Below are 17,892 nucleotides of genomic sequence, written 5' to 3'. Positions count from 1 at the left end.
ATCTGCATCAACCTCCGGGGCCGCGCCGTGCCTAAGCTCGCCGCACACCTTGCAGGAGACCCCCATGTTCAAACGCATCCTCGTTGCCACCGACGGTTCCACGCTCTCGAAGAAGGCCGTGACCAGCGCCATCGCCTTGGCCGCCCGGCACGACGCCGACCTGGTGGCGCTCAACGTGGTTCCGCGCTATCCGCGCAGCTACTTCGAGGGCGCGATGACCTTTTCCGCGGAAGACATCGGCCGCGTCGAGAAGCAATGGGCCGACAAGGCGCAGACGATGCTGGACGCCGTGAGCGCACGCGCCAAGGAAAGCGGCGTGCGCGTGAAGACAGCCACGGTCAACTCGGACCTGGTGGCGGAGTCGATCCTCGCCGCGGCGAAGAAGCACAAGAGCGATCTGATCGTCATGGCCTCGCACGGCCGCAAGGGCATCAAGCGTTTGCTGCTGGGCAGCGAGACGCAGCATGTGCTGGCGCATTCGATGCTGCCGGTGCTCGTGCTCCGATAAGAACCCGGGGCACCGCGAACCTCCAACCCGCGGTCAGTCCAGCGGCCGCAGCGCCACGCCCATGTCCCGCCAGTCCTCGGGGTGGCAGGTGAACAGCAGCACCTGGTGCCTTTGCGCGGCATCGAAGAGCACGCGCTTCATCTGCGCGAGACGCGGCGCGTCGCTGTGGACCAGCGCGTCGTCCAGGATCAGCAGCGTGGGGCGGCCGGCCTCCTGCAGCAGGTCGGCATAGGCAAAGCGGCTGATCAGCCGCAGCTGCTCGCGCGCGCCGAAGCTCATCTCATGCAGTTGCCCGCTTTCGCTGGCGCCGGCGGCGTTGGGCCGGGTGAGCATGGCGGGCGCGAGCCCTGCGTCCATCTGCACGGTCGCGCCCGGCATCAGCAGCGGCAGGTAGTGCTGCATGCGCGCCTGCAGCGGGGCCTGCAGCCGAGTCAGCGTGGCCTGGCGTTTCTGCTCGAGCTTGTCGCACAGCAGCGCGAGCGCATCGGCGCGGCGCTGAAGGTCGGTGTGCCGGCGCTGCGCCTGTGCCAGTAGCCCGGCCTGGGCCTCGCGCTGTTCCTCCAGGCCCTGCGCGCCGGCCTGCTGCAGCGTGTTTTCGAGCAGCAGCAACTGCTCGCGGCGCTGCTGGTGGCTGCGCGTGACCTGCTCGATGCTGCGCTGCAGGCGGTCGATGTCCTGCAGCACGATGTCGGGCCGGGCCGCCTGCACGTCGGCATGGGTGGCGTCGATGCGGGCGGTGAGCGCCTCGGCCTCGGCGCCCGCGGCCAGCCATTGCTGGCTGGCCTGGGCATGGCGTTGCTGCCGGCCCGGGTCGGCGAGCGTGGCCTGTGCCGCCGCGAGCTCGCGGCGGGCCGACTCGCTGGCCTCCTGCGCCACGGACTGCCGGCGCTGCGCTTCAGCCAGGGTTTTCTGCGTTGCCTGCTCGGCCGCCACGGCGGCGGACTGCGCTGCTTCGGCTTCCTCGATCGACAGCGTGGGTTCGGACGATGCCGCCGGCAGGCGTTGCTGCGCCGCCTGCGTGGTCGCGATGCGGGACTGCGCCTCGGCGAGTTCGGCGCGCAGCACCTCCAGCCCGCGCGGCGCGACGATGCCCAGCGCCTGCTGTGCGAGCTTGATCTGCGCATCGAGATCGGCCGAGGCGCCCAGGCGCGACTGGGCCTGCGCGATGTCTTCCACGCCGCCGGCCTGCAGCGCCGCCTGCAAGGCATCGCGCGCATCGCTGTGCGCGCGCGCCAGCGCGGCCAGGTCGTCGCCGCCCGGTGTGATGGTCAGTTGCCCGCCACCCGGCAGGTGCAGCGTGGCGGGTGCGTCGATGAGCCGCTCGCCCTGCCCGCTCAGTTCCTGCGTCCTGTCCTGTGCCTGCAGCGCGACGACCTGGCCGTCGGGCAGCACGAACTGCAGCCGCGTGGCCACGGCCTGCCGGCGCAGGTCGGCATCGCGCTCGGCGCGCTCCAGCTTGAGCAGCTGCGCCACATCGGCGGGCCGGATCTTCGGCGCCGCCGCGGCGCTGGCCTGCAGCGCGGCCAGCCGTTCGTTGGCTTCTTCGGCCCGCGCCAAGGCCTCCGCGCTGCGTGCCGCATCGGCCTGTGCCTGTTGCAGCAATTGCTGCAGATGGCGGCGCTGGGCTTGCTGGCTCGCGGCGCGCCAGGTTTCGCGGGCGCCGTCGACACGGCGTTGCGCGTCCGCCGCCTGCTGGCGTGCATGGGCCAGGGCCACATCGCTGTCCTGCACCTGTCGGGCCGCTTCCTCGCTGGCCCGCTCGCGCGCCTGCGCCACGGTCTGCTGCTGGGCGAGCCCGGCCAGCTCCTTGGCAAGCAGTTCGCGGGTTTCCTGCAACTGTTGCAGACGCGCGCGGTCGTTGCGCAACTGCGCCTGGCCGGCTTGCAGCGCCTCGTTGCGGGCCTGTGCGTCATGCAGCTCCAGGCGCAAGGCTTCCCACGGCCTGGCGGTTTCGTCGGCCTGGTGCTGCTGGCGCATGGCGGCAAGTTGATCGACCTGCTGGCGGTACGCGGTGATCTGCGCATCGAGTTCCGAGAGCCCTGCTTCGAGCGTTGCGACCTGCGCGATGGCTTCGGCATACGCGGCGCGCGGCTTGCCGGTCGAGGTCAGCAGCTCGTCGCGCTGCGCGCGCAGGCTGTCCAGGATCGCGTCGCCGCCGCTGGCTGCCAGCGCCGCGGCCGAATCGCCGGCGGGTTCGCGCAGGGCATCGTGCAGGTGGTCGCGCGCGTGCGTCACGTCCAGCTCTTGCCCGCGCCCCTGCTCCACCCACAGCAGGCCCGGAATGCCCCAGTTCTCGGGCTTGCTCGCGCCCTTGCCGGCGAACGAGAAACCGAACAGCTGCGCCAGGTGGTCTTCGGCATCGGTGCCGTCGAACGAACGCGCGCCGGCCACCAGCGTGCAGCGCTTCTTGCCCAGGAAACTCTTCACCAGCCGATGGCTCTGCCCGTCGATGAGAAAGTCGAGCTCCACCTGCGGCGCGGCGGCGCTGCCCTCGCCCCAGGGCCGCAGGTCTTCGACCGCCGTGGAACGGTGGCGCTCGAAGAAGGCCGCGCGGATCGCGCGCACCAGCGTGCTCTTGCCCGCCTCGTTGGCGGCGGCCACGATGTTGAGCCCGGGCTCGAATCCGTCGAGCTCGAAGGGCGCGCGAAAGCGCCGCAGCTGTTCGACGCGCAGGCGGGTGATCTGCAGCTTCATGGCTCAGGTGCCCTCCGCCGTTGCAGCCACCGGCACGCGCTGCGACAGTTCGGCCGCCAGCAGGGCCAGCGCGTCCTGCGCAATGCGTGCCTCGGGCGAGTCGGGTGAATCGGCGTGGGCCTGCGCCGCGCGCAGCTCCTGGATCACCTCGGCCAGGTAGCCGTCGGCCTGCAGGCCGGCGATGTCTTCGTCGGTGGGCACCAGCCGCAGGCCGGACAGATCGGCCTGCAGGTGCCGCGCCCGCGCCTCCGCGCGGCCGATGGCCGCCTGCAGCCGCTGCTGCCCGGCGACGTCGATGCGGCCCTGCACGCGCAGGTCCGCCACGTCGTGCGCGCCCAGCTGGTCCAGCTGGGCCGTCAAGGCGTCGGCGTCGCTGTCGATCTGCACGACGGCGTTGATGGATTGCCACCGAAACTGCGCGACCGCCAGTTGCCTGACCTGCGGCTCGGCACCTGGCGCAGCGATGTCCACCAGCAGCGCATGCCCTGCCCCGTTGTCCTTGAAGCGGTCGGGCTCCGGCGTGCCTGCATACCAGGTGCGCGCGTCGATGCGCTTGCAGCCGTGCCAGTCGCCGAGCGCAAGGTAGTCCAGCCGCGCCGTCGATGCGCGGTCGGGCGCGATGGGGTTGGTCGAATCGATGTCCTCCGACAGCAGGCCCTGCACGCTCCCGTGCGCCAGGCCGATGCGCAACAGGCACGAAGGCGTTGGCGCCGCGTCGAACCAGGCGGTGAGGTCGTTGTAGGTGTGGCGCTGCGCGAGCGGCGCCGGCAGCACGGCAAAGCCCTGGTCCTCGAACACGCGCACATCGGGCGCCAGCAGCGGATGCACGTTCGACGGCACCGCGCCCAGGCGCTGCGCGCGGGTCCACACGCTTTCCGCGAGCGCGGCGTCGTGGTTGCCGGGAATCATCAGCCAGGGGCCGGCGTAGCCCGCGAGCGCATTGAACAGCCGGCGCAGCGTGCGCTCCGAAACGGTCTGCACATCGAACACGTCGCCGGCCACGAGCACGGCATCGACCTGATGCTCGGTGGCCAGCGCGGCCAGGCGCTCGACCACCGCGATGCGCGCCTCGGCCAGGATGGGCGCGTGCTCGGGATCGAAGGTGGCGAACTGGCGGCCGATCTGCCAGTCGGCGGTGTGGAGGAAGCGGGTCATGGGGGTGTGAGGCAGCGTGTGCGGGGCGTCGTCGCAGAGGGAGGCATTAGAGCAGGACGGTGCGGGGCGGCGAGCCGTTCGGGCGAGTCTGTCGAAGCCTTGCACGCCGGGTCGGCATCTTCACGGCCCTGTTTGTCGCCGCTCGCAATTCAGCGTATAGGTAAAGCACCGGCCACGGTGTAGATTGCCCCCTCGCCCCGAACCCTTCTTTTCCTTCCTTCCCTTCCCCTGAGAGATCCATCTGCGTGACGACAACCGAAACCATGGCCGACGCCTGCTTTCCCGGCTTCAGCTCGGCGTTCACCATGGCGTTCCAGCCGATCGTGGATGTCGCGCGGCGCGAGATTTTTGCGCATGAGGCCCTGGTGCGCGGCCTGGCCGGAGAGAGCGCCGCCGAAGTGCTCGCCGGCGTTCATGCCTCGCGCCGCTTTGCGTTTCACGAGGCTTGCCGCGTAAGGGCCATCGAAATGGCCGCGGCGCTGGGCATGGCGTCCAGGCTCAGTCTGAATGTGCTGCCCAACGATGTCGCCCGGCAGCCCGAGTGCCTGCGCACCGCCATGGCGGCCGCGGAGCAATGCAATTTTCCGGTGAACCGCCTGATGTTCGAAATCACCGAGGATGAACGCGTGAACGACCTCGCCGCCCTCGCGGCGGTCTTTCGCGAGCACAAGCACCACGGCTTCACCTCCGCCATCGACGATTTCGGTGCGGCCTATGCAGGCTTCGAGCTGCTCGCGGCCTTTCAGCCCGATGTGGTGAAGATCGACATGAGCCTGGTGCGCAACATCCACGCCGACCCGGTCCGGCTGGCGATCGTGAAGGGCTTCGTCGCCACATGCGACGAGCTCCAGATCGACCTGATCGCGGAAGGCGTCGAGGTGTCAGAAGAAGTCGATGTGCTTCATGGGCTGGGCGTGGATCTGTTCCAGGGGTATTTGTTCGCCAGGCCCGGCATCGCCGCGTTGCCGGCGGTGAACTGGGGCGCCGCCTGAGGCATCGCGCGGCCCCGGCTCAGGCATTGCTGGTGGCGCGGACCTCCTCGATGGTCGTTTGCCCGGCCAGCACCTTGTCGATGCCGTCCTGACGCAAGGTGCGCATGCCTTCGCGCATGGCCGCCTGCTGCAGTTCTTCCGCGCGCGCCCCGCCCTGCACCAGGCCGCGCAGCGTTTTGGACATCACCATCAGCTCGTGGATGCCGACGCGGCCCTTGAACCCGGTGCCGTCGCAGTGGCTGCATCCGGTGCTGGCAAAGGCCTGCAGTTGCCCGTCGCGGCCATGGCGGCGGACCCAGTCGTCGCGCACGGCTTCGCGTTCGGCCGGGGTGTCTTGTGCCGGGAACACGTGCATGTAGTCGGCCAGCAGTTCCTCGACCGTCTCCGGGCTGGCGGGACTGCTGGTGATGCACTGGGTGCACAGGCGCCGCACCAGCCGCTGCGCCAGCACCGCCAGCAACGAGTCTGCAAAATTGAAGGGGTCCATGCCCATGTCCAGCAGCCGGGTCACGGTTTCGGGGGCGCTGTTGGTGTGCAGGGTCGACAGCACGAGGTGGCCGGTCAACGATGCCTCGATGGCGGTCCTGGCGGTTTCCTGGTCCCGGATTTCACCGACCATGATCACGTCGGGGTCCGCGCGCACAAAGGCCCGCAGGGCCTTGGCAAAGGTCCAGTCGATGCGGGGATTGACCTGCACCTGCCGCAGGCCCGCCTGGGTGATTTCGATGGGGTCTTCCGCCGTCCAGATCTTTCGCTCGGGCGTGTTGATGTGCATGAGCGCCGAGTGCAGCGTGGTGGTCTTGCCCGAGCCGGTCGGCCCGACGCAGAGCACCAGGCCGTAGGGGCGCTCCACGGCCTGGGTGAGCTGCGCCAGATTGCGCTGCGAAAGGCCCAGCTCGCTCATGGGAATGGGCTTGGCCGACGCCAGAATGCGCATCACCACGTCTTCCAGGCCGTTGTTGGTGGGAATGGTGGCCACGCGCAGCTCGATGCGATGCTGCGGCGAGTACTTGCCGAAATTGATCTTCCCGTCCTGCGGCTTGCGCTTTTCGCTGATGTCCAGGTCGCACATGATCTTCACGCGCGCGACGATGGCGTTGCGGTAGTTCGAAGGCAGCTCCAAGTAGGTATAGAGCCGCCCGTCGCGGCGAAACCGGATGCGTGTTTTTTCGTGCCCCGGACAGCTCTCGATGTGGATGTCCGATGCGCCCTCGCGGTGCGCCTCCTGGATCATGCTGTTGATCATCCGCACCAGGGAGTTGTCCGATTGCTCGATGGGCGCCTCGGTGCGGGCCGCCGCCGCGGGGCCTTCCTTCTCCAGGGTTTCCAGCAGCTCGCTGGTGCCCGGCATGTCGAACTCCAGGGGGCGCATGGGGTCGAGCTCGGCCGAGCGGTTCTTGGTGGGTTCGCCGACTTTTTCGTAGGCCTTGTGCAGCACGCTGTCCAGGTCGAAGCATTTGCCGAGCACCGGCACCACCTTCATCTGGGCGATGAACTCCACTTCGTCGATCACCGAGCGCCGGTTGGCGGGATCGTCCAGCGCGAGGACCAGGCGCCCTTCGTGAAGCATGAGCGGCATGACCTGAAGGCGCTGGGCCACGCTGTGGCCGATCTTGCGCAAGGCCTCGGTGGCGGCCGGAAACAGATGCAGGTTGACCTGCGGGTAGCCCATCTTCCTGACCAGCGCGGTCTGCAACTGGGCCCGGCTGACGACGCCCATGCGCACCAGGGTTTCGCCCAGCGGCACCTTGGGATCGAGCTGCTGCTGCGCCAGCCCCGCGCGCAACTGCTCCTCGCTGACCATGCCCAGCGCGGTCAGTGCCTCGCCGATTCGCGCAATCGGCATGCGGCTCTGGGCCTCCAGTTCGGTCAACAGTTGTTCGGGGGTGACGACTTCGGTAGATGACATGGGATGGGTTTCCTGTGGGCGGCCCGGGCCGCGCGATGACGTTAAGAAAGTCGGAGTCAAACGGAAAATTCGAACCTGTTTCTCCCCGCCGACTTGGCGGCGTAGAGCGCGCTGTCCGCGCGCGCGAGCAACTCTTCGGCGGTGACCGTGGCCTTGTCGCCTTCCCGGAAGACCACGCCGATGCTGGTCGTGACCTGCAGCGAACGGCCGTCGAATTCGAACGCGGGCGCACTGATCTGCGCGAGGATCTTGCGCGCCACCGCCGCCGCTGCGTCCCTGGTATGCAGGTTCTCCAGCACGACGACGAACTCGTCCCCCGCGAGCCGCGCCACGGTGTCGGTGCTTCGCACGCTGGCCAACAGGCGCCGGGCGTATTCGGCCAGCACGCTGTCGCCGCTGGCATGGCCCAGCGTGTCGTTGATGGCCTTGAACGCATCGATGTCCAGGAACATCAACGCAATGGCACTGCCGGTGCGCCGCGCCCGCAGGATGGCCGCGGGCAACAGTTCGTTCAGCGCGAGCCGGTTCGGCAGGCCCGTGAGCGTGTCGCGCCGGGCCAGCTCGGTCAGTTGGTTCTCCACGGCCTTCAGCGCGGTGATGTCCAGGCTCAGCGAGAAGATGCCGCGGGTGGTGCCGTCCGCCGCCTTGTCGGGCACGTAGCTGGTGCGGGTCAGGCGACGCTGGTCCTTGGTGTCGATCTGGGCTTCGAACTCGACGCGCTCGCCGCCCAGCGCCCGCGCGATCATCTCCTTGCGCATGGCATAGAGCTCGGACCCGGTCACTTCGCCGATGTGGCGGCCGAGCAGTTCCGCGGGCTCCACGTCCAGCCACTCGCGGTAGGTGCCGTTGGCGAAGGCGATCTTTTCATCGCGGTCGATGTAGGTGATGAGCGCTGGCAGGTTGTCCGTGATGGTGCGCAGGCGGTCTTCGCTCTCGGCCTGGTGCAGCTGGGCCTCCTTCAGCGCCGTGACGTTGAAGGCCATCAGGTAGAAGCCCGGCACCCGGCCCGCCAGGTCCTTGTCCGGGATCATGTGCACTTGGAAGTGGCCATCTCGGCCATGAAGCGGCGCCTGGATTGCAAAGTGCACCTGGTTTCCGGCCAGTACCGTGGGGATGTACGGCAGGTGCTGGCTGTACATGGCCTCGCCGAGCGAAGACCGCATCGTGACGCCGTCCAGCGGGCGGTCGCCGTGGTCTGCCATCTGCCGCGCCCGGCTGTTGGCATACAGGCAGTTCTGCTCGCTGTCGAAATAGCCCACCAGGGCGGGAATGCTGTCGGTCACGTCGCGCAGGCGCTTTTCTTGCGCGGTCAGGGCCCGCCGGATGTCGACGTCGTCGGTGATGTCGAAGGTCATCGCGAACACGCCCTGCACCGCGCCGGTGGCGTCCTGGTCGGGGATGTAGTGGGCCTTGTAGGTCCGCTCGCCGATGCCCAGCGCCGGATCGCCCCTCTTCTCGATGACCACCGTTTCGCCGGCAAGCGCACGCCGGATGTAGGGCTCGACGATGGCGAAATCGGCTTCGCCGCGCACCTTCGGCATCGACCGGCCGACCATCGCATCGCTCTTGTGCAGCGCCCGGATATGCGCGTTCACGAAGGTGTAGTTCAGCGATGCATCCACATGCGAAACCAGCGCCGGAATGTTGTCCGCAATGACCCGGACCTGGGCCTCGCTGTGCGCCAGGCTGACCTCGATGCGCTTGCGTTCGGTCACGTCGAAGGTCATGGCGTAGTAGCCGCGGAAGCGGCCGGCCTGGTCCAGATCCGGAATGAGGTGGGTCTGAAAGAAGCGCTCGCCCGCGGCCCGGCCCGGCGCGCCCCGTCGCTCGAGGGTGACGGACTCCCCGGCCGCCACACGCGCAAGGCCGGCGTCCAGCGACGCATCGGCGCCGGGACCGCGCATGCTCTGCACGGGCTGGCCGATGAGCTCTGCGGCGCTCTGGCCCAGCGCTTCGCAGAGGCGCGCATTCACGAAGGTGTAGCGGCCCTGCGCATCGGCATGCGACACCATGGCCGGGAGGTTGTCGGTGATGTCGCGCAGGAATTTCTCGCTCGACTGCCTCTGCAGCATCAGCCGGTCGAAGGTGCGCGACAGGTCGCCGATCTCGTCGCGGGCATAGGTGCGCGGCGCTGCGACTTCGGCCGGCGCGGCCTGCGCGTCCAGCATGTGCCGGTGCAAGGCCGTGAGCGGCTTGAGCTGCCGCCGCACCACGCCCAGCGCGACCGTGCCCGCCAGCAAGGCCAGCACCACCGCCCAGCCCCAGGCCGCGCGCTCGATGGCATCCACGCGGGCAAAGGCCTCGTCGCGCGGATACATGGCGCCCATGATCCAGTTCGCCTCGCGGATGCGCTTGAAGGCATAGAGGCCCTGCACGCCCGCGCGGTTGACGCCTTCGGTGGTGCCTTCGAAGCCCGAGATCGCGCGCTCGATCTCGGGGTTGCGCGTGCCGCCCGAACTCGCCGGCTGGAGCACGCGCTCCTCGCGCGGATGGTCCACGACGATGCCGTCGGTGGTGGTGATGAAGAGGTAGCCGGTTTGACCGAAGCGCACATCGGCAAGCTCGCCCAGGATGTTTCGCTCCTTCAGGTTGACGGAGCCCGAAATCACGAAAAGCACGTTGCCCGCAGCGTCCAGCACCGGCTCGGTGATGGCCACCTGCGCCAGGCCGTTCAGCCGGTTGCGGTAGGGCTGCGAGGTCACGCCGGCCCTGGAAGCAACCGTCTCCTGGAAGTACGCGCGATCCTTGATGTTGACCCGCCCGATCTGCTGGGCGCCGTTGAGATTGGCGACCAGGCTGCCGTCGAGGCCGATGAATGCCACGTTGTCGAAGGCTCCGCGAAGGGACTTGTGTTGCTCCAGAAAGGCCTGCAACAGCGCGGCGTCGGAGATGCCCTGCGCCTCCACGCTGTCGCCAAAGGTCTTGAGCAGGATTCGCCGGCTGATGAACTTTTGGTCTACCGCATCCGCAAGGGCGGAAACGCGCGCGAATTCTTCATTCGCAATCGAGGCCCGCAGGCTGTTCTTGACGAGCTGCAGGGCCACGGTGGCGATCGCGAATGTGGCCGCGAGCACGACTGCTGCGGCGCCCAGGCTGAGGCGGGTGTTGAGGCCGATGCGGAGTTTCGTAGTACCTGATGGGTTCATTGACCTGCCGGATGCATCACAACCAAGAATCTGGCGATGACCTGCAAGTTAGGGCTTCGCAGCCCTAAGCGCAAGCAGCGATGTCTGACGATGGGTGCGAGGCAGGGTTTGCCTGTGGGCGGTGGCGATGCTTTCTCGCAGAAATGCGTTGAAAAGCTTTCGTCGCGATCCGCGGCCGCCCAATAAAAAACGGCCCCGAAGGGCCGTCTGTGCGCATTCGCCGCGGTACGGCGGCGAGTGTCTTGCTCGATTACTTCTTCTTGGCGGCCACGGCGGCCTTCTTGGTCACCGGCTTGGCCGCAGCCTTCTTTGCCACGGGCTTCTCTGCCGCCTTGTCGGCCTTGCGCTTGGCAGCCTTGGGGTCCACGGCGGCCTTGAACGAAGCGCCCGGCACGAACTTGGGCACCTTCTGTGCGGCGATCTTGATCTTGGTGCCGGCTTGCGGGTTGAAGCCGCTGCGTGCGGCGCGTGCCACTTGCTTGAAGGTGCCGAAGCCGATGATCTGGACGGGGTCGCCCTTCTTCACCGCGGCCACGATGGAGCCGGTCACTGTTTCGAGAATGCGCGCGGCCTCTGCCTTGCTGACGTTGTGGGTGGCGGCGATTTTTTCGACCAGTTCGATACGGTTCACTGAGATTTCCTTGAGATTGAAATGGGGCACTGTGCCCATGCCGGCGCAGCCAGAGAGACTTGCTGCGGGCGGCGGGAGTGTAGCCGCCCGCCGGGCTGGGTCAGAACTTGAGGTTCATCGTGGCCACCACATTGCGCGGCGTGCCCGCGAAGGCCTGCCCGTCGATGTTGCTGTAGTAGCGCTTGTTGAAGACGTTCTCCACGTTGACCTGCAGCGACAGCTTCGGCGTGAACGCGTAGCGCGCCATCAGGCTGGTCACCGCGAACGACTTCTGGGTGTAGCGCATCGCGACGTCGCCCACGCTGAAGCGGTAGTAGGTGCGGCTCTGCCAGTTGACGCCGCCGCCGACGGTCAGTTGGTGCCAGCGGCCGGGCAGCCGGTAGGTGGTGAACAGGTTCGCCAGCGTCCTGGGCATGGCGGTGTTGATGCGCTCGCCTTCGCCGTCGCGCCCGAGCGTGCGCGCGATGCCGGCGCCAAGGTTCCAGCCGCTGGCCAGTTCGCCGGACACCTGCGCCTCGAAGCCCTTGCTGACCACCCCCTTGGCGCCGTAGTAGGCGCTGTCGGTGGAGTTCGCCACGAGGCGGGTGCCGTCGCGTTGCGCCACGTTTTCCTGCTGTGCGCGAAAGACCGCGAACGAGGTGTTGACCTTGCCGTTCAGGTGCTCTCCCTTGACCCCCACCTCGTAGCTCTTGCCGGTGATCGGATCGAGGTAGGCGCCGCTTGCGTCGCGGTAGTCCTGCGGCTGGAAGATGTCGGTGTAGCTCGCGTAGAGCGAGTAGGTGTCGTTCAGGTCGTACACCAGCCCTGCATACGGCGTGAACACCTCGTGGCGCCGGGTGGTGTTCGCATCGGCGGTCGCGCGCGTCGAGCGCCAGCTGTTCTGGCGCCCGCCCACGATCAGCTTGAGCGAGTCGGCGAGCGACAGGCGCGCGGCGCCGTAGTAGCCGGTCTGGCGGGTCTTGCTGATGGCCGACGCCTTCAGCGGTCCCCAGGTCGGCTCGGGGTACGAGCCGTTCCAGAGATAGAAATTGCCGGTGCCCGGCAGCGCGCTGATGCGTGCATGGTTGGCCTCCACGTAGCGCGACTGGCTGTTGCTCATGCCCACGACCAGTTCGTGCGTGCGGCCCCCCAGGTCGAAGGGGCCGGTGGCCTGCAGGTCGATGCTGTTCTGCCGGAACTCGTGCTCGAAGTAGCCGGGCAGCGAGCCCAGCCCGGTGCCGGTGAAGCGGTCGAGGTTGCCGAAGAGGTACAGCAGCTTGGCGTCCTGCTCGCTCTGGCGATGGGACAGGTTGGCCTTGAGCTTCCAGCCGTTGTCGAAGCGGTGCGCGAGGTTCGCGAATGCTGTGGTGTTGGTGGCGTCCCAGCGTGTCCAGGGTGTGCCGATGCTCCTGGAGGGCGCCCAGTCGGTGGGGCCGCCGTCGCTGAAGGTCAGCGGCAGGCCGCCCCAGGTCGAGGCAGTCGGGCGATTGGCCTGGTGGTCGAGGCCGACACTCAGGGTGGTGTTTGGCGTGAGGTCCGCATCGACCACGCCGTACAGCACGTTCTTGCGGCCCTTGTACAAGTCGATGAAGGAGTCGCGCGCCTCGGTCACGCCGATGATGCGGGCGCGCACGCGGCCGTCTTCGGTCAGCGGCGTCGAGAGGTCGATCGTGGCACGGCGCTGGTTCCACGAGCCCAGGCCCAGCGAGGCCGAGCCGGCGAACACCTTGCTGTCGGCGCGCTTGCGCACCAGGTTGATCGAGGCCGAGGGGTTGCCCGCGCCGGTGAGCAAGCCGGTCGAGCCGCGCACGACCTCGATGCGGTCGTACAGCGCCGGGTTGTTGTTTGAGGCGCCGAAGAAGTCGGTCGTGACCGTGGTCGGCACGCCGTCGTACTGATAGTTGTCGATGTAGAAGCCGCGCGCGTACAGGTCGGTGCGGTCGGTGTCGGAGCTGGTCGCGAAGACGCCCGTCACGTTCTTCATGGCTTGTCCGAGCGACACCATGTTCTGGTCTTCGATCTGCTGGCGCGTGACCACGGTGACCGACTGCGGCGTGTCGCGCAACGACAGCGACAGCCCGGTCGCCGCCACCGTGGCGGGCGTGGTGTACGCGCCGGTGCCTTCGGTGGTGCCGCTGCGGTCGGCTTCGGCGGTGACGGTGACAGGCGCGAGCGTGTCGATGCCACCTGCCGCCACGTTCGCCGCGCGCCGGCCCAGCGTGTAGCTGCCGTCGGTGCGCGCAACCACCTGCAGGCCGCTGCCCGCCAGCAGCCGGGTGACGGCCTCGCGGGCGGTGTAGCGCCCCGCAACCGGCGGGTTGGCGAGACCTTCGGTCAGCGCGGGATCGAAGGACAAGGCAATGCCGCTGCCGGCCGCGAAAGCGGCGAGCGTGCGCCCGAGCGGGCCGGCGGGAATGTCGTAGGACCGCTCGGCCGCGGCATCCAGCGACACCGCCTCGGCCGCGAAGGCAAAAGGCGCGCCGGCGCCGGCGAGGCCGCCCAGGGCCAGTGCCAGCAGGGCGTGGCGAAGGGCGAAGTTCAAGCGGCGTTCGGCATGCGGGCGCGGAACGGACGGACGGGATGCGGACATGGGCAACGGGCCTTTCGGTTGGGCAACGGTGGGTTCTTCACCTTCCTTGCCAGCCGAAACGAAAAAAAGTCTCACCCCTTGCCGGAAATACTTGCAGAAATATTCTTGGGCACCAGCGTGACCCAGTAGCCCCGCAGCCGCATCACCGCGTCCACCGGGTAGGTCGACACCAGCATGCCGAGCGCGCGATCGGTATCTGACACAGGAAAAGCGCCGGAGATGCGCAGGTCGGCAACGGCCGCGTCGCAGTGCAACGCACCGGGCCTGTAGCGCGACAGCTCGGCCGCGAAGTCGGCCAGGCGCATCCGGTCGGCGAGCAGCATGCCTTGGGTCCACGCCACATCGGCTTCGTCGGCCGGCGTGGAGTCGTCGATGCCGCCGGCCGTGAAGCGCGCCTGCCGCCCCGCCGGCAGCACGCGCGACGCAGGCGCGCCGCTGCCGCCCGGCGAGATGCGCACCGCGCCTTCGAGCACCGCGATGCGCGTGGCCTCCCCTTCCGCGCGCACGCTGAAGCGGGTGCCCAGCGCCTCCATCGCGCCGCTGGCAGTGCGCACCCGGAACGGGCGGTGCGTGGCGGCGGTGTCGGGTGCGGTGGCGACGAGGATCTCGCCCGCGCGCAGCATCACGAGGCGCTGCGTGCCGTCGAAGCGCACGTCGATGGCGCTGGCGGTGTTGAGCGTGATGCGGCTCCCATCTGCCAGCCGCAGTTCGCGGCGCTCGCCGGCGGCGGTGCGGTGCTCGGCGGTCCAGCCGTGTTCGCCGGCAAGCTGCCAGCCGATCCAGCCTGCCGGCACCGCGGCCAGCAATGCGGCCAGCCGGCCGACGGCTGCGCGCCTTCCCGGCCGCGTGGCCCGCGAGAGCGAAGGCATCGCCAACGCGGACGGCAGGCCTTCCAGCTTGTTCATCAGCAGTTCGGCGCGCGCCCAGGCGCGGGCGTTGTCGGGATGGCTCTGGCGCCAGCGCTCGCAGGCGCGGCGGTCCTCGTCGGAGACGTCGCCGTCGTTCAGCCGAACGAGCCAGTCGGCCGCTTCGTCGAGCGCACGGGATTCGGGCGCCGCGGACCGTGCGGACTGCGGGGACTGCGCGAGTGCGAGCGGCTTCATCCCGCGGTCAATCCATCAACGCCAGGCAGCCGCGAAAGCCCTGCTGCATGTACCGCTTGACGGTGACCAGCGACACGCCGAGTTCGCGCGCGATGTCTTCGTACTTCATGCCTTCGATCTGCGACAGCAAAAAGGCGCGGCGCGCCGCAGGCTTGAGCGCATCGAGCATCGCGTCGATCTCGTGCAGCGTCTGCAGGATCAGGAGGCGCTGCTCGGGCGACGGCGCCTCGGGCTCCGGCATGAGGGCCAGCGCTTCCAGATAGGCGCGCTCCAGGGCCTGCCGCTGGTACCAGTTGACCAGGATGTTCTTTGCAACGCTGGTCAGGTAGGCGCGCGGCTGCACGATGGTTTCGGGGTTGCGCGCGGTGAGCAGGCGGGTGAAGGTGTCCTGCGCAAGATCCGCCGCATCGAAGGAGTTGCCCAGCTTCTTGCGCAGCCACGACTGGAGCCAGCCGTGGTGCTCGCTGTAGAGGGTGTGGACTTGCTGGAAGGCGGCTTCGGCGGCGGACATGACAGAGCGGCAAGGCGGCATGCCGCCACCGTTAATAAGAATGGTTCTCATTTTATGTCAGCCGCGAACGGACGCACTACGATGCCGTACCCACCGAACCCGTTCGGGCCGCGCTGCCAAACGCGCCGGCCCGCACCGTTCGCTCCCCAAAAAATGCCGCAGGGCCGAAGGCTCCGGCCACCTCATTCAACTGGAAACACCACAGCCATGGACGGTCTCGAAGAATCGGCGGAAGCCGCCAAGGGCAAGCTCAGCTACCCGTTTGCGGAGCTGCCGCCGCGCGGCAAGTCCATCGAGGTGGCCGCCGGCGTGCACTGGATCCGGATGCCGCTGCCCTACTCGCTGGACCACATCAACCTGTGGGCGCTGGACGACGGCGAGGGCTGGGCCGTGGTCGACACCGGCGTGCGCACCGAGGAAACGGTGGCGGTGTGGCGCGAACTCTTCGCCAATTCGCCCGACACGCGCGGCCTCACGCGCGTGTTCGTGACGCACATGCACCCCGACCACGTGGGCATGGCCGGCTGGCTCACGCGCAAGTTCGGCGTGCGGCTGTGGATGACGCGCTCCGAATACCTCATGTGCCGCGTGATGGTGTCCGACACCGGCCGCGAAGCGCCCGACGACGCCATCGCGTTCTACCGCCGCGCCGGCTGGAGCGATGCGGCCATCGAAACCTACCGCACGCGCTTCGGCAATTTCGGCAAGCACATCCACCCGCTGCCCGACAGCTACAGGCGCCTGCGCGACGGCGAGCTGCTGCAGATCGGCGCGCACGAATGGCGCATCGTCACCGGCAACGGCCATTCGCCCGAGCATGCGTGCCTGTACTGCCCCGATCTCAAGGTGCTGATTTCGGGCGACCAGATCCTGCCGCGCATCTCGTCGAACGTGTCGGTGTCGCCCTCGGAGCCCGATGCCGATCCGATGGCCGACTGGCTTGCGTCGCTGGCCAAGCTCAAGCGCGAGGTGCCCGACGACGTGCTGGTGCTGCCCTCGCACAACGAGTGCTTTCGCGGGCTGCATGCGCGCATCGACCGGCTGCAGACGGGGCAGGAGCGCTCGCTCGACCGGCTGCGCAACACGCTGAAGACGCCCCGGCGCGCGGTCGATGTGTTCGGCAGCCTGTTCGCGCGCAGCATCGCGGAATCCGATGTTCCGCTGCTGGGCATGGCCACGGGCGAGAGCCTGGCGTGCCTCAACTACCTGCTGCACCGCGGCGAAGCAGTCTGCGAGATCGCATCGGACGGCGCGGCCTGGTACCGGCTGTCAGCCTAGGGTTTCGACGCGCAGCGTGGCCACGGTTCCGGCCACCGCCGGGTGCGCCTGCAGCGCGTGCACGGCCAGGTCGACGGTGCCCTGCACGGCCGGCGCCGTCAGCACCAGCACCTGATGAGCGTCTGCCGACCCCGGTTGATCTGCCGCCAGCACCATCTGCTGCACGGGCAGCTTCAGTTCGGCCAGCAAGGCGGCCACGGCTTCGATGTGGCTGGCCGCGTGCACCGGCACCCGCAGGTAGTGCGACGTGCGCACCGCGGCGCGCGGCAGCACCGGCAGGGTGTTCATCGCATGCGGATGAAAGCCCTGGTGAGGCACGCGCTGCGCGGCCTGCGTGCCGTCGAGCCGCGCCACGTCCACCAGGTCGGCGATGACGGCCGATGCCGTCTGCTCCGAGCCGGCGCCCGCGCCGTAGTACATCGTGACGCCCGAGGCATCGCCCTTGACCATGACGGCATTCATGGACCCGTTCACATGGGCCATCAGGTGCGCGGCCGGCACCAGCGCGGGCTGCACGCGCAGTTCCACGCCCTCTTCCCTGCGGTGCGCCACGCCCAGCAGCTTGATGCGAAAGCCCAACTGCTCGGCGCAGGCCACGTCACGGCCTTGCAGCGCGGTGATGCCCTCGACCTGCACGTCGGCAAAGCGCACCGGGGTGCCGAAGGCGTTGGCGGCCAGCAGCGTGAGCTTGTGTGCGGCGTCGATGCCTTCGATGTCGAAGGTAGGGTCGGCCTCGGCGTAGCCCAGCGCCTGCGCCTCTGCGAGCGCGGCGGCAAAGTCCAGCCCCTCGTCGCGCATCTTGCTCAGGATGAAATTGGTGGTGCCGTTGATGATGCCCGCCACCCATTCGATGCGGTTGGCGGTGAGCCCTTCGCGCAGCGCCTTGACGATGGGGATGCTCACCGCCACCGCGCCTTCGTAGGCCACTGCCACGCCGTGCGCGCGTGCGGCCGAAAAGATCTCGGTGCCGTGCTCGGCCAGCAGCGCCTTGTTGGCCGTGACCACATGCTTGCCGTGCGCAATGGCGGCCAGCACCCAGCCGCGCGCCGGGCCGGTGCCGCCCGCCACTTCGACGAGCACATCGACGTCGGGGTGCGTGGCCACGCGCATCGGATCGTCGGTAACTGGAACGCCCGGGCCCACGATGCCTGCCGCGCGTGCAAGGTTGCGGGCCGCCACCATCACCACCTCGATGCCGCGGCCGGCCCGGCCCGCGATGAGCGCCTGGTTGCGCGCCAGCACACCGAAGGTGCCCGCGCCCACGGTGCCGATGCCGATCATGCCCACGCGCAGCGGGCGCATGGCCGCGGGAACACCGTGAAGGGGCTGAAGGGACTGGACTGGATCGCGGTACATGGACATCTCCGAACGACAAAAACAAACAAAAAACCCAGCT

General features: G+C 68.6%; 12 protein-coding genes. 3 read left to right on the top strand and 9 right to left on the bottom strand.

Going from position 1 to position 17,892, the window contains the following annotated elements:
* Positions 1–64: 64 nt before the first annotated feature.
* Positions 65–508, top strand: coding sequence for a universal stress protein (locus ABIC90_RS18230; protein WP_354356414.1), 444 nt, complete (start codon positions 65–67; stop codon positions 506–508).
* A 33-nt stretch (positions 509–541) separates the two neighbouring features.
* On the opposite strand, the gene ABIC90_RS18225 is transcribed toward ABIC90_RS18230, so the two are convergent.
* Both ABIC90_RS18225 and ABIC90_RS18220 read right to left on the bottom strand, forming a co-directional pair.
* Positions 542–3,202 carry an AAA family ATPase gene (locus ABIC90_RS18225; protein WP_354356412.1) on the bottom strand — a complete coding sequence of 887 codons (2,661 nt, stop codon included), beginning with the start codon at positions 3,200–3,202 and terminating at the stop codon, positions 542–544.
* 3 nt (positions 3,203–3,205) lie between these two features.
* Positions 3,206–4,357: a metallophosphoesterase family protein gene (locus ABIC90_RS18220; protein WP_354356410.1), complete on the bottom strand. Its 1,152-nt coding sequence runs from the start codon at positions 4,355–4,357 to the stop codon at positions 3,206–3,208.
* A gap of 245 nt (positions 4,358–4,602) precedes the next feature.
* Here ABIC90_RS18220 and ABIC90_RS18215 point away from each other — a divergent pair, with 245 nt between their 5' ends.
* Entirely contained in the window at positions 4,603–5,349 is a 747-nt protein-coding gene (locus tag ABIC90_RS18215) for an EAL domain-containing protein (RefSeq protein ID WP_354356408.1), read from the top strand.
* Positions 5,350–5,368: 19 nt separating this feature from the next.
* Here the strand turns inward: ABIC90_RS18215 and ABIC90_RS18210 are convergent, their stop codons facing one another.
* The 6 genes from ABIC90_RS18210 to ABIC90_RS18185 all read right to left on the bottom strand — a co-directional run bounded on the left by ABIC90_RS18210 (position 5,369) and on the right by ABIC90_RS18185 (position 15,218).
* Complete coding sequence (locus ABIC90_RS18210; RefSeq protein ID WP_354356406.1) at positions 5,369–7,258, bottom strand: GspE/PulE family protein; 1,890 nt, start codon at positions 7,256–7,258, stop codon at positions 5,369–5,371.
* A 56-nt stretch (positions 7,259–7,314) separates the two neighbouring features.
* Complete coding sequence (locus tag ABIC90_RS18205) at positions 7,315–10,404, bottom strand: sensor domain-containing diguanylate cyclase (protein WP_354356404.1); 3,090 nt, start codon at positions 10,402–10,404, stop codon at positions 7,315–7,317.
* Between the two features lie 250 nt (positions 10,405–10,654).
* Entirely contained in the window at positions 10,655–11,035 is a 381-nt protein-coding gene (locus ABIC90_RS18200) for an HU family DNA-binding protein (protein ID WP_354356402.1), read from the bottom strand.
* 100 nt (positions 11,036–11,135) lie between these two features.
* The gene (locus tag ABIC90_RS18195) at positions 11,136–13,604 is read right to left on the bottom strand and encodes a TonB-dependent siderophore receptor (RefSeq protein WP_354356400.1); all 2,469 of its coding nucleotides are present in this window, start codon (positions 13,602–13,604) and stop codon (positions 11,136–11,138) included.
* Positions 13,605–13,675: 71 nt separating this feature from the next.
* Positions 13,676–14,707 (bottom strand): FecR domain-containing protein, encoded by a 1,032-nt coding sequence (locus ABIC90_RS18190; RefSeq protein WP_354356398.1) that lies wholly within the window; start codon positions 14,705–14,707, stop codon positions 13,676–13,678.
* A 7-nt stretch (positions 14,708–14,714) separates the two neighbouring features.
* Positions 14,715–15,218: a sigma-70 family RNA polymerase sigma factor gene (locus ABIC90_RS18185; protein ID WP_354356396.1), complete on the bottom strand. Its 504-nt coding sequence runs from the start codon at positions 15,216–15,218 to the stop codon at positions 14,715–14,717.
* 207 nt (positions 15,219–15,425) lie between these two features.
* On the opposite strand from ABIC90_RS18185, the gene ABIC90_RS18180 reads away from it, so the two are divergent.
* Positions 15,426–16,496 (top strand): MBL fold metallo-hydrolase, encoded by a 1,071-nt coding sequence (locus ABIC90_RS18180; RefSeq protein WP_354356394.1) that lies wholly within the window; start codon positions 15,426–15,428, stop codon positions 16,494–16,496.
* Here ABIC90_RS18180 and ABIC90_RS18175 read toward each other — a convergent pair.
* Positions 16,488–17,852, bottom strand: a complete 1,365-nt coding sequence (locus ABIC90_RS18175) for a homoserine dehydrogenase (protein ID WP_354356392.1) — start codon at positions 17,850–17,852, stop codon at positions 16,488–16,490. The genes ABIC90_RS18180 and ABIC90_RS18175 overlap by 9 nt on opposite strands.
* Positions 17,853–17,892: the final 40 nt, after the last annotated feature.

It is taken from the genome of Variovorax boronicumulans (assembly GCF_040544675.1).
Lineage (GTDB): Bacteria > Pseudomonadota > Gammaproteobacteria > Burkholderiales > Burkholderiaceae_C > Variovorax > Variovorax boronicumulans_D.
This window is presented reverse-complemented; position numbering and strand designations above follow the sequence as displayed.

Bases quoted from the DNA above. Each gene is read 5' to 3' on its own strand.
- ABIC90_RS18190 (WP_354356398.1), bottom strand. From the start codon at position 14,707: ATGAAGCCGCTCGCACTCGCGCAGTCCCCGCAGTCCGCACGGTCCGCG.
- ABIC90_RS18195 (WP_354356400.1), bottom strand. From the start codon at position 13,604: ATGTCCGCATCCCGTCCGTCCGTTCCGCGCCCGCATGCCGAACGCCGC.
- ABIC90_RS18185 (WP_354356396.1), bottom strand. From the start codon at position 15,218: ATGTCCGCCGCCGAAGCCGCCTTCCAGCAAGTCCACACCCTCTACAGC.
- ABIC90_RS18225 (WP_354356412.1), bottom strand. From the start codon at position 3,202: ATGAAGCTGCAGATCACCCGCCTGCGCGTCGAACAGCTGCGGCGCTTT.
- ABIC90_RS18230 (WP_354356414.1), top strand. From the start codon at position 65: ATGTTCAAACGCATCCTCGTTGCCACCGACGGTTCCACGCTCTCGAAG.
- ABIC90_RS18175 (WP_354356392.1), bottom strand. From the start codon at position 17,852: ATGTACCGCGATCCAGTCCAGTCCCTTCAGCCCCTTCACGGTGTTCCC.
- ABIC90_RS18220 (WP_354356410.1), bottom strand. From the start codon at position 4,357: ATGACCCGCTTCCTCCACACCGCCGACTGGCAGATCGGCCGCCAGTTC.
- ABIC90_RS18205 (WP_354356404.1), bottom strand. From the start codon at position 10,404: ATGAACCCATCAGGTACTACGAAACTCCGCATCGGCCTCAACACCCGC.
- ABIC90_RS18210 (WP_354356406.1), bottom strand. From the start codon at position 7,258: ATGTCATCTACCGAAGTCGTCACCCCCGAACAACTGTTGACCGAACTG.
- ABIC90_RS18180 (WP_354356394.1), top strand. From the start codon at position 15,426: ATGGACGGTCTCGAAGAATCGGCGGAAGCCGCCAAGGGCAAGCTCAGC.